This window comes from Streptomyces sp. NPDC044719, assembly GCF_056433405.1.
The window spans coordinates 719,924-731,602 of record NZ_JBWKHE010000002.1 but is presented as its reverse complement, the minus strand read 5'-3'; the positions used below and the strand labels follow the sequence as shown (position 1 = coordinate 731,602).

Here is an 11,679-nt window from a genome sequence, read left to right as displayed (position 1 = left end):
ACCCACCTCCCGCGCCACCCGCGTGACCTCGTCCGCGAACGCCGAGAGCTGATCGACCATCGTGTTGATGGTGTTCTTCAACTCCAGGATCTCGCCCCGGGCGTCGACGGTGATCTTCTGCGACAGGTCACCCTTGGCGACCGCGGTGGCCACCTGGGCGATGGAGCGCACCTGACCGGTCAGGTTCCCCGCCATGAAGTTCACCGAGTCGGTCAGATCCCGCCAGGTGCCCCGCACACCCTTGACGTCCGCCTGCCCGCCGAGCCGGCCCTCCGTACCCACCTCCCGCGCCACCCGCGTGACCTCGTCCGCGAACGCCGAGAGCTGATCGACCATCGTGTTGATGGTGTTCTTCAACTCCAGGATCTCGCCACGCGCGTCGACGTCGATCTTCTGCGACAGGTCACCCTTGGCGACCGCGGTGGCCACCTGGGCGATGTCACGCACCTGGGTGGTCAGGTTACCGGCCATGGCGTTGACCGAGTCGGTCAGATCGGCCCACGTTCCGGAAACCCCCGGTACCTGGGCCTGACCGCCCAGCGTGCCCTCGGTACCGACCTCGCGTGCCACGCGGGTCACCTCCGAGGTGAACAGCGACAGCTGGTCGACCATGCCGTTGAACACGGACGCGATCTCGCCGAGCAGGCCGCCGGCCTCCTCCGGCAGCCGGGTGCCGAAGTCGCCGTCGCGCACCGCCGTCAGCCCGGCCAGCAACCGCCGCAGCTCCGGTTCCCCCGGCACTACGCCCGGATCCTGGATCGCGGTCCCCGCCTTGTCCATGCTCTTCCCTCTCCCCGAACGCCCCACGGCATTCGCTCCGACATTCAGACGTGCCGTCAACTGTCGGAATTCTCGCCCCCACCGGCCGCTACGAACGCTCTTATCGTATGGCCCGGCCGGCCCCCGGCTTGATTCCGGCAAGTATTGTCACGCGACAACGGCCGAAGGTCGACCGGCAATCCTCCCGGTAATCGGCCGGGCCGCAATCACCCGTTCGCATGAGCAACGGAAAGAATCAAATATGGTGTCGACTCGGCGTCTTCGCCGATTCGCTTGAGATCGGTATCGTCCGCCCCGACGTCCCGGGTCCACGCCACAGCGGCCCGCACGAGGAGGAGCACCATGGCCGAGCGCGGGCAGGGACACGCGTCGGACGACGGGTCCGCGGCGCCGGCACCCGAGGCCCATCGGAGGGACACGCACGACACGGTGCGGCTCGCGGTGGTCATCGGTGCTCTCGGCGTGGTCTTCGGCGACATCGGGACCAGCCCGATCTACACCCTCCAGACGGTGTTCAACCCGAGCGACCCGCACCCGGTTCCGGTCAGCACGGACAATGTGTACGGGGTGGTGTCCCTGGTGTTCTGGTCGGTGATGATCATCGTCACGGTCACCTACGTGCTGCTGGCGATGCGCGCCGACAACGACGGCGAGGGCGGCATCATGGCGCTGATCACGCTGCTGCGACGGTGGAGTTCACAGCGTGGGCGCCGGGCCGCCGCCGCACTCGCCGCCCTGGGCATCTTCGGTGCGTCGCTGTTCTTCGGCGACAGCATGATCACACCGGCGATCTCGGTGCTGTCCGCGGTCGAGGGACTCAAGGTCGTCCAGCCGTCGCTGGAGGACGCGGTCGTTCCCATCACCGCGGTGATCATCGTGCTCCTGTTCCTGGTGCAGCGCAGGGGAACCGCGGCGGTGGGCCGGGTGTTCGGCCCGATCATGATCGCCTGGTTCGTGGCCATCGGCGCGTGCGGCGTCGTCGGCATCGCCGACCACCCGGACATCCTCAAGGCGCTGTCACCGACGTACGCGCTGGGCTTCCTGTTCGGCCACTGGGGCACCGCCTTCTTCGCCCTGGCCGCGATCGTCCTCGCGGTCACCGGTGCCGAGGCGCTCTACGCCGACATGGGGCACTTCGGCCGCCGGGCGATCACCCGGGGCTGGCTGTTCCTCGTCCTGCCCGCCTGCGTTCTGAGCTACCTGGGCCAGGGCGCGCTGATCCTCGACGATCCGGACAACATCAGGAGCCCGTTCTTCCTGCTGGTGCCCGGCTGGGGGCGCTGGCCGATGGTCCTGCTCGCCACGGCGGCGACCGTGATCGCCTCCCAGGCGGTGATCACCGGGGCGTACTCGGTCGCCTCCCAGGCGGCCCAGCTGGGTTATCTGCCGAGGCTGCGCATCGCGCACACCTCCGAATCCACCATCGGCCAGATCTACGTCCCGTGGATCAACTGGCTCCTGATGGTCTCGGTCCTCACCCTGGTCTTCGCCTTCCGCGCCTCCGAAGCGCTGGCCTACGCGTTCGGCATGGCCGTCACCGGCACCATCACCATCACCACCCTGCTGTTCTTCTACGTCGCCCGCGCCAAGTGGGGTACACCCCGGTGGCTGCTCTTCACCGGGGCGGGTGTGCTCCTCTTCGTGGACCTGCTGTTCGTGGCGGCCAACATGACCAAGCTCGTCCACGGCGCGTGGCTGCCGCTGCTGATCGGCCTCACCGCGTTCACCGTCATGACGACCTGGCAACGCGGCCGGGCACTCGTCACGGCGGAACGGGCGCGCCAGGAAGGCCCGCTGCCCGAGTTCATCGAAGACCTCCGTGCGGGCGATGAGCCGACGGTCCGGGCGCCCGGCACGGCCGTCTTCCTGAACCGGGGGAAGGAGACCGCGCCCCTGGCGATGGTGGCCAACGTCGAGCACAACCACGTGCGGCACGACCATGTCGTGATCCTGTCCATCAAGACCGAGCCCGTGCCGCGTGTCCAGGCCGACCAGCGGATCGCCGTCGACGACCTCGGGTACGCCGACGACGGGATCATCCACGTCACCGCCCGGTTCGGCTACATGGAGACACCGGACGTGCCCGGCGCCCTGGCCCTGCTCGACCCGGCCGACACCGAGGGGCCGCTGCAACTCGACCAGGCGTCCTACTTCCTGTCGAAGATCGAGATCCGGCGCGGGAAGGCCCCGACGATGGCGCCCTGGCGCAAGCGGCTGTTCATCGCCACCTCCTACATCACGGCAGACGCCGCCGAGTACTTCGGCTTGCCCCGCGAGCGTACGGTCATCATGGGCTCGCAGATCGAGGTGTAGGTGTGGTCGACGGTGCCTGACCACCTTTCGGTCAGGCACCCGGCCCAGGTCGTCAGTCCTCGCCCTCGAGGTTTCCCTCCGTCTCCAGGTACACCTGCCGCAGCCCCTCCAGCACCGCAGGATCGGGCTTCTCCCACATCCCGCGCGACTCGGCCTCCAGCAGCCGCTCGGCGATGCCGTGCAGGGCCCAGGGGTTGGCCTGCTGGAGGAACTCGCGGTTGGTCTCGTCCAGGACGTACGTCTCGGTGAGCTTGTCGTACATCCAGTCGGCGATCACGCCGGTGGTGGCGTCGTAGCCGAACAGGTAGTCCACCGTGGCGGCGAGTTCGAAGGCGCCCTTGTAGCCGTGGCGGCGCATCGCCTCGATCCACTTGGGGTTGACCACGCGGGCACGGAAGACGCGCGAGGTCTCCTCCACGAGGGTGCGGGTGCGGACCGTCTCGGGGCGGGTGGAGTCGCCGATGTACGCCTCGGGCGCCGTGCCGCGCAGGGCGCGGACCGTGGCGACCATGCCGCCGTGGTACTGGAAGTAGTCGTCGGAGTCGGCGATGTCGTGCTCGCGCGTGTCCGTGTTCTTGGCGGCGACCTCGATGCGCTTGTAGGCCGTCTCCATCTCCTCGCGGGCCGGGCGGCCGTCGAGTTCGCGGCCGTAGGCGTAGCCGCCCCAGACCGTGTAGACCTCGGCCAGGTCGGCGTCGGTGCGCCAGTCGCGGGAGTCGATGAGCTGGAGCAGGCCCGCGCCGTAGGTGCCGGGGCGGGAGCCGAAGATACGGGTGGTGGCGCGCCGTTCGTCGCCGTGTTCCGCCACGTCCGCCTGCACATGGGCCCGGACGTGGTTCACCGAGGCCGGCTCGTCCAGTGACGCCGCGAGGCGTACGGCGTCGTCCAGCAGTCCGATCGTGTGCGGGAAGGCGTCCCGGAAGAAGCCCGAGATCCGCAGGGTGACGTCGATACGGGGGCGGCCCAGTTCCTCGGCGGGGACGGGCTCCAGCCCGGTCACGCGGCGGGAGGCGTCGTCCCAGACGGGGCGGATGCCGAGCAGGGCGAGGGCCTCGGCCACGTCGTCGCCCGCCGTGCGCATGGCGCTGGTGCCCCACAGGGACAGGCCGACGGAGGTGGGCCATTCGCCGTTGTCGGTGCGGTAGCGCTCCAGCAGGGAGTCCGCGAGTGCCTGCCCGGTCTCCCAGGCGAGGCGGGAGGGGACGGCCTTGGGGTCGACGGAGTAGAAGTTGCGGCCGGTCGGCAGGACGTTGACCAGTCCGCGCAGCGGGGAGCCGGACGGGCCCGCCGGGACGAAGCCGCCGGCCAGCGCGTGGACCATGTGGTCGATCTCGGCGGTGGTCCCGGCGAGGCGGGGCACGACCTCACGGGCTGCGAACTCCAGGATCGCGGCGACCTGTTCGCCGTGCTCGGTGGGGACGGCGGCCGGGTCCCAGCCCGCGTCCTCCATCGCCTGGACCAGGGCGCGGGCCTTCTCCTCCGCCGCGTCGGCGGTCGTGCGGGTGGCGGCGGACTCGTCGAGTCCGAGGGCCTCGCGCAGGCCGGGCAGGGCGGTGGTGCCGCCCCAGATCTGGCGGGCGCGGAGCACGGCGAGGACCAGGTTGACGTGGTCGTCACCGGTGGGCGGGTTGCCGAGGACGTGCAGACCGTCGCGGATCTGGGCGTCCTTGACCTCGCACAGCCAGCCGTCGACGTGGAGGAGGAAGTCGTCGAAGCCGTCGTCGTCGGGGCGGTCGTCCATGCCGAGGTCGTGGTCGAGCTTGGCGGCCTGGATGAGGGTCCAGATCTGGGCGCGGATCGCCGGCAGCTTGGCGGGGTCCATGGAGGAGATCTGGGCGTACTCGTCGAGGAGTTGCTCCAGGCGCGCGATGTCACCGTAGGAGTCGGCGCGGGCCATGGGCGGGACGAGGTGGTCGACGAGGGTGGCGTGGACGCGGCGCTTGGCCTGGGTGCCCTCGCCGGGGTCGTTGACCAGGAACGGGTAGATCAGGGGAAGGTCGCCGAGGGCGGCGTCGGGGCCGCAGGCGGCGGACAGGCCGGCGTTCTTGCCGGGCAGCCACTCGAGGTTGCCGTGCTTGCCGAGGTGGATCATCGCGTCGGCGCCGAAGCCGCCGTCCTCGGCGCGGGCGGCGATCCAGCGGTAGGCGGCCAGGTAGTGGTGGGAGGGCGGCAGGTCCGGGTCGTGGTAGATCGCGATCGGGTTCTCGCCGAAGCCGCGCGGGGGCTGGATGAGGATCAGCAGGTTGCCGAAGCGGAGGGCCGCGAGGACGATGTCGCCCTCCGGGTTGCGGCTGCGGTCGACGAACATCTCGCCGGGCGCGGGACCCCAGTGCTCCTCCACCGCCGTGCGCAGTTCCTCGGGGAGCGTGGCGTACCAGCGGCGGTAGTCGGCGGCCGGGATGCGCACCGGGTTGCGGGCGAGCTGCTCCTCGGTGAGCCAGTCCTGGTCGTGGCCGCCCGCCTCGATCAGCGCGCGGATCAGCTCGTCGCCGTCGCCGGAGGCCAGGCCCGGCACCTCGGCGTCCGTGCCGAAGTCGTAGCCCTCCTCGCGCAGGCGCCGCAGCAGGGCCACCGCGCTGGCGGGGGTGTCGAGGCCGACCGCGTTGCCGATGCGGGAGTGCTTGGTCGGGTAGGCGGAGAGGACCAGCGCGAGGCGCTTGTCGGCGGGGCGGATGTGTCGGAGCCGGGCGTGGCGTACGGCGATTCCGGCGACGCGGGCCGCGCGCTCGGGGTCGGCGACGTAGGCCGGGAGGCCGTCCTCGTCGATCTCCTTGAAGGAGAACGGGACGGTGATGAGGCGGCCGTCGAACTCGGGGACGGCGATCTGGCTGGCCGCGTCGAGCGGGGAGACGCCCTCGTCGTTCGCCTCCCAGGCGGCACGCGAACCCGTGAGGCACAGGGCCTGGAGGATCGGGACGTCCAGCTCGGTGAGCGCACCGGCGTCCCAGGACTCGTCGTCACCGCCGGCCGATGCCTGGGCGGGCTTGGTGCCGCCCGCGGCGAGGACCGTGGTGATGATCACGTCGGCGGCGCGGAGTTCCTCGATCAGCTCGGGCTCGGGGGCGCGCAGCGAGGCGACGTACAGGGGCAGGGCCCGGCCGCCCCCGTCCTCGATCGCGTCGCACAGGGCGGCCACGAAGGCGGTGTTGCCGCTCATGTGGTGGGCCCGGTAGTAGAGCACAGCGACGGTCGGACCGTCGGCGCCGTCGCGGGGCGTGCGCTCCAGCGGTCCCCAGGTGGGTGCCGCCGCCGGTGCCTCGAAGCCGTGGCCGGTGAGCAGGACCGTGTCGGAGAGGAAGCGGGCGAGTTGCTCCAGGTTGGCCGGGCCGCCGTGGGCGAGGTAGGCGTGCGCCTCGGCGGCGATGCCGACGGGGACGGTGGAGGTTTCCATCAGCTGGGCGTCCGGAGCCTGTTCGCCGGTGAGGACGACCACCGGGCGGCCGTCGGCCAGGAGCAGGTCGAGGCCGTCCTGCCAGGCCCGGATACCGCCGAGGAGGCGTACGACGACCAGGTCGACCCCGTCGAGGAGGCCGGGGAGGTCGTCGAGGGCGAGCCGGGAGGGGTTCGCGAAACGGTAGGACACCGGGCCGGCGGCCGCGCGGGCGCTCAGCAGGTCAGTGTCGGACGTCGACAGGAGCAAGATTCGGGGGTGCGGGGGTCGTCCCCCGGATGAATGCAGCATGCGGCGTCGGGCCTTCCTCGGGGTGTCCGCGCCCCGGGTGGTGTCGAAATGGGGTCTCCCCTGCTCGGACGAGGCCGAGCCTGGGGAAGGGAGTTCCTGACTCGCCCGGCCGCATGGGCCGGACTCACAGTGGCGGGACCGCGCCGGACTCGCACCGGGCTTCCTCCCCTGTCGCCGTCGTGGCGATGGCGGACCGGATGATCCGCCGCGATCATAGTAAGTGCCAGGGGAAGAGGGCACGGCATACACCAGGTGTGATGGTAGGTATGCTCGCCGCCATGTCCACGGCTGCCCAGCGCTCATCGACCCAGGCCACAGCGGTCCCACGCGACCGCGGTGATGCCTGTCCGGGGACGCTGCGGCTGCACGCGGCGGACGACGGAGCACTCGCTCGCGTCCGGATTCCCGGTGGTGTGCTGACCGTTGCGCAGGCGCAGACGCTCGGGGACGTGGCCGAACGGCTGGGCGACGGAGACCTGCATCTGACCTCGCGCGGCAACGCGCAACTGCGGGGTCTGCCCGAGGGCTGCGCCGGGGAGCTGGCCGAGTCGCTGGACGCGGCCGGTCTGCTGCCCTCGCGCGGGCACGAGCGGGTGCGCAACATCGTGGCCTCGCCGCTGTCCGGTCTCGACGGGCGGGGCGTGCTGGACGTACGCCCCTGGCTGACGGCCCTGGACGCGGCGTTGTGCGCGAGCGAGGCGGCGCGGGACCTGTCGGGGCGTTTTCTGTTCGCGCTGGACGACGGACGCGGGGACGTGGCCGGACTCGATGCCGATGTGACGGTACGGGCGACGGCGGACGGTGGCGCGGAACTCGCGCTCGGAAAAGCCGGAGAGGCGCTGCACGTCGGTGCCGAGGAAGCGGCCCGGGCCGCGTTGATGGCCGCGGAGGCCTTCCTGGAGGCGGCGCGGACGAGCGGGGGCCGCGTCTGGCGCGTGGAGGAACTGTCCCTCTCCGGCGAGGAGTTGCTCGACGCGGTCGGTGAACGACTGCGGGCCGAGGGGGTCCGGCACGAGCGGCGGAACCGGGAGACCGGCCGCACATCCGGTCCGCCCCCGGGACCCCTCGGTGCCGGCCTCTCCGTGCACGTTCCCCTGGGACGGCTCTCGGCGCGTCAGTGGCGGGAATTGACGTACGTCGCCGCCGGTGAGCTGCGTCTCACCCCGTGGCGCGGTGTGGTTCTTCCCACACACGGAACGGACCCGGACGAATCCCTCGCCAGACTCGCCGCCACCGGCCTCGTCACCGACCCCGGGTCCCCCTGGCTGCGCGTCGGCGCCTGTATCGGCAGGCCCGGATGTGCCAAGTCACGGGCGGACGTACGGACCGACGCGGCCGAGGCTCTCGACGCGATCGAGCCGGGTGGCCTCCCCTTGTACTGGTCCGGCTGTGAACGCCGCTGCGGACACCCACCGGGCGACCGCGTCGACGTGGTCGCCGCTCCGGAAGGCGGCTACCTGCTCTCCACCGCCGTGAGCAGCCGGAAAACCCGGACCACCTCCCTGGACGACCCTGCCCGGCTCGCCGCCGCCCTGGCGGCGATCGCCTCATGACCCCTGCGACGACATGACCGCCACGACGACCGAAGGCAGCGAGAAGGACACTGTGACCACGTACGACTACGAGAAGGACGGCCCGGCCATCTACCGCCAGTCCTTCGCCACCATCCGCGCGGAGGCGGACCTCGCGTCCCTGCCCGCCGACGTCAGCCAGGTCACGGTCCGGATGATCCACGCCTGCGGGATGGTCGACCTCGTACGGGACCTGGCCTACAGCCCGGCCGTCGTGGCCCGCGCCCGTGAGGCTCTGCGCGCCGGCGCGCCCATCTTCACCGATGTGCAGATGGTGGCCAGCGGCGTGACGCGCAAGCGGCTGCCCGCCGACAACGACGTGCTGTGCACCCTCTCCGACCCGTCCGTGCCGGAGCTCGCGGCGAAGCTGGGCACCACGCGCAGCGCCGCCGCGATGGAGCTGTGGCGGGACCGGCTGGAGGGCTCGGTGGTGGCCGTGGGCAACGCGCCCACCGCCCTGTTCCGGCTGCTGGAGATGATCGACGAGGGGGCACCTCGCCCGGCCGCCGTCATCGGTGTCCCGGTCGGTTTCGTCGGAGCCGCCGAGTCCAAGGACGCCCTGGCCGCACACCCGTCGGGCCTGGAGCACCTGGTCGTGCGCGGCCGCCGCGGGGGCAGTGCCATCGCGGCCGCCGCGCTCAACGCGATCGCGAGTGAGGAAGAGTGAGCGGCAAGCTGTACGGGGTGGGGCTCGGCCCCGGTGACCCGTCCCTGATGACCGTGCGGGCCGTGGAGGCCATCGCCGAGGCGGACGTGATCGCGTACCACAGCGCGCGGCACGGTCGTTCCATCGCGCGCTCGATCGCGGCGAAGCACATCCGCGCCGACCACATCGAGGAGCGGCTGGTCTACCCGGTCACGACCGAGACCACCGACCACCCCGGCGGCTACAAGGGCGCGATGGAGGAGTTCTACGCCGAGGCGTCGGCCCGGCTCGCCGCGCACCTGGACGCGGGACGGACGGTCGCGGTCCTCGCCGAGGGCGATCCGCTCTTCTACGGCTCCTACATGCACATGCACAAGCGGCTGGTCGACCGCTACGACACCGAGGTCGTCCCCGGCGTCACGTCCGTGTCCGCCGCCGCCGCCCGGCTGGGCACCCCGCTCGCCGAGGGCGAGGAGGTGCTGACCATCCTGCCGGGCACGCTGCCCGAGGAGGAGCTGACCGCACGGCTCGCCGCGACGGACGTGGCCGTGGTGATGAAGCTGGGGCGGACCTTCACCAAGGTGCGTGGCGCGCTGGAGAGTTCGGGGCGGCTCGGCGAGGCCCGCTATGTCGAGCGGGCCACCATGGCCGGGGAGCGGCTCGCCGAACTGGCGGACGTGGACCCGGAGTCGGTGCCGTACTTCTCGGTGGCCGTGCTGCCCAGCCAGGTCGACGCCGAGCGGCCCGAGGCCCGGGAGCGGGGCGAGGTCGTGGTGGTCGGGACCGGGCCGGCCGGTCCGCTGTGGCTGACGCCCGAGACCCGGGGCGCGCTGGCCGCCGCCGACGACCTGGTCGGCTACACGACCTACCTCGACCGGGTGCCGCGGCGCCCCGGACAGGTCCGGCACGGCTCGGACAACCGGGTCGAGTCGGAGCGCGCCGAGTTCGCCCTCGATCTGGCCCGGCGCGGGCGGCGGGTCGCGGTCGTCTCGGGCGGCGACCCGGGCGTCTTCGCCATGGCGACGGCCGTTCTGGAGGTCGCGTCGCAGAAGCAGTACGCGGACGTCCCGGTGCGGGTGCTTCCGGGTGTGACGGCCGCCAACGCGGCGGCGGCCCGCGCGGGCGCCCCGCTCGGGCACGACTACGCCGTCCTCTCGCTCTCGGACCGGCTCAAGCCGTGGGAGGTCATCGCCGAGCGGCTGAGCGCGGCCGCCTCGGCCGACCTGGTGCTGGCGCTGTACAACCCCGGTTCCCGCAGCCGCACCTGGCAGGTGGGCAAGGCCCGTGAGCTGCTGCTGGAGCACCGGGCACCGGACACCCCGGTGGTGGTGGCACGGGACGTGGGCGGATCCGGTGAGCGGGTCCGGATCGTGCGGCTGGCCGACCTGGACCCGGCCGAGGTCGACATGCGCACGATCCTGCTGGTCGGGTCCTCGCAGACGCGGGCCGTACGGCGCGGGGACGGCGAGGAGATCGTCTGGACCCCTCGGCGGTATCCGGAGGCGTGAGCGCGGGCGGCGGCGCCGCGGGTCAGCCCTCCTCGGCCGGAACAGCGGCCGAGGCCGGGGCCGCTACGGGGGCCGGGGTGGTCTGTGCCAGGCCCGCCGTCCACTTCTCCTCGATGCGGGCGGCCTTCCACACCACCAGGGCCACGGCCCAGGTGGCGAAGAACAGTCCGACGATGACGTAGCCGATGACGTTCAGGTCCAGACCGGACACCCAGTCCCAGAACGGTCCGTGCAGATCCGCCTTCTCCGCGATCAGGCCGAGCAGTTCGACCGTGCCGATGAGGAGGGCGACGGCGACCGACAGGCCGGTGATGGTGAGGTTGTAGTAGACCTTGCGGACCGGCTTGGAGAACGCCCAGCCGTAGGCGAAGTTCATGAACGAGCCGTCGATGGTGTCGAGCAGCGACATGCCGGCGGCGAAGAGGACGGGCAGGCACAGGATCGCGTACCAGGGCAGTCCGGACGCCGCGCCCGAACCGGCCAGCACCAGCAGGGCGATCTCGGTCGCCGTGTCGAAGCCCAGGCCGAAGAGCAGGCCCAGGGGGTACATCTGCCACGGCTTGGTGATCGACTTCATCAGCCGGCCGAGGACACGGTTCATGAAGCCCCGGTTGGCGAGCTGCTCCTCCAGTGCCGCCTCGTCGAAGTGGCCCGAGCGCATCTGCCGGAAGACCTTCCAGATCCCCGCCATGATCACCAGGTTGATGATCGCGATGACGTACAGGAACGCCCCGGAGACGGTGGTGCCGATCCAGCCGGCGAGACCGTGCAGGGTGGAGTCGTCGTTCGCGACCGGTCCGGCCAGTGCCTTCACGCCGAGGGAGAGCAGGAAGGCGAGCACGAAGACGATCGAGGAGTGCCCGAGGGAGAACCAGAAGCCGACCGACAGCGGGCGCTGGCCCTCGCTCATCAGCTTGCGGGTCGTGTTGTCGATGGCGGCGATGTGATCGGCGTCGAAAGCGTGCCGCATGCCCAGGGTGTAGGCCGTGACGCCGATCCCGATGCCGAAGGTCCGCTCGCCCAGGCTGTAGTGCTCCGGGGCGACGATCACCACGAGCGTGAACCAGCCGATGACGTGCAGCGCGAGGATGAACGCGGCCATTCCGCCGAGGCTCATCCACTCCTTGCGGGTCATCGTGGGGCGGGCGGATGCGTGAGCGGTGGTCATGGAGGCGTGGG

The 11,679-nt window shown here is 71.5% G+C and carries 7 protein-coding genes and 1 riboswitch; of the genes, 4 read left to right on the top strand and 3 right to left on the bottom strand.

What is annotated here, in order from left to right; translation table 11 throughout:
• Window positions 1-780 (bottom strand): HAMP domain-containing protein (locus AC07DF_RS10065; protein WP_478968912.1); only part of this gene is annotated, 780 nt, incomplete at its 3' end.
• Between the two features lie 342 nt (window positions 781-1,122).
• Here AC07DF_RS10065 and AC07DF_RS10060 point away from each other — a divergent pair.
• On the top strand, window positions 1,123-3,093 hold the full coding sequence (locus AC07DF_RS10060) for a potassium transporter Kup (RefSeq protein WP_478968909.1): 1,971 nt from the start codon (window positions 1,123-1,125) through the stop codon (window positions 3,091-3,093).
• A 52-nt stretch (window positions 3,094-3,145) separates the two neighbouring features.
• On the opposite strand, the gene cobN is transcribed toward AC07DF_RS10060, so the two are convergent.
• A complete protein-coding gene (gene cobN / locus AC07DF_RS10055; protein ID WP_478968908.1) occupies window positions 3,146-6,775 on the bottom strand; it encodes a cobaltochelatase subunit CobN in 3,630 nt (1,209 codons plus the stop codon).
• 70 nt (window positions 6,776-6,845) lie between these two features.
• Window positions 6,846-6,997, bottom strand: a riboswitch (cobalamin riboswitch).
• A gap of 44 nt (window positions 6,998-7,041) precedes the next feature.
• Here cobN and cobG point away from each other — a divergent pair.
• From cobG to AC07DF_RS10040, 3 genes are read left to right on the top strand one after another with little or no spacing between them, the layout of a single operon-like run.
• Window positions 7,042-8,328 (top strand): precorrin-3B synthase, encoded by a 1,287-nt coding sequence (cobG, locus tag AC07DF_RS10050; protein ID WP_478969486.1) that lies wholly within the window; start codon window positions 7,042-7,044, stop codon window positions 8,326-8,328.
• 13 nt (window positions 8,329-8,341) lie between these two features.
• Window positions 8,342-9,013, top strand: coding sequence for a precorrin-8X methylmutase (locus AC07DF_RS10045; RefSeq protein ID WP_478968906.1), 672 nt, complete (start codon window positions 8,342-8,344; stop codon window positions 9,011-9,013).
• A complete protein-coding gene (locus AC07DF_RS10040) occupies window positions 9,010-10,500 on the top strand; it encodes a precorrin-2 C(20)-methyltransferase (protein WP_478968904.1) in 1,491 nt (496 codons plus the stop codon). Before AC07DF_RS10045 ends, AC07DF_RS10040 begins: the two co-directional genes overlap by 4 nt.
• Window positions 10,501-10,522: 22 nt before the next feature.
• Here the strand turns inward: AC07DF_RS10040 and nicT are convergent, their stop codons facing one another.
• Window positions 10,523-11,668: a Nickel transporter NicT gene (gene nicT / locus AC07DF_RS10035; protein ID WP_478968900.1), complete on the bottom strand. Its 1,146-nt coding sequence runs from the start codon at window positions 11,666-11,668 to the stop codon at window positions 10,523-10,525.
• Window positions 11,669-11,679 lie beyond the last annotated feature (11 nt).

What these genes read in the sequence shown, in the direction of transcription:
- AC07DF_RS10045 (WP_478968906.1), top strand. Translation starts at nt 8,342, where the DNA reads ATGACCGCCACGACGACCGAAGGCAGCGAGAAGGACACTGTGACCACG.
- AC07DF_RS10060 (WP_478968909.1), top strand. Translation starts at nt 1,123, where the DNA reads ATGGCCGAGCGCGGGCAGGGACACGCGTCGGACGACGGGTCCGCGGCG.
- nicT (WP_478968900.1), bottom strand. Translation starts at nt 11,668, where the DNA reads ATGACCACCGCTCACGCATCCGCCCGCCCCACGATGACCCGCAAGGAG.
- cobN (WP_478968908.1), bottom strand. Translation starts at nt 6,775, where the DNA reads ATGCTGCATTCATCCGGGGGACGACCCCCGCACCCCCGAATCTTGCTC.
- cobG (WP_478969486.1), top strand. Translation starts at nt 7,042, where the DNA reads ATGCTCGCCGCCATGTCCACGGCTGCCCAGCGCTCATCGACCCAGGCC.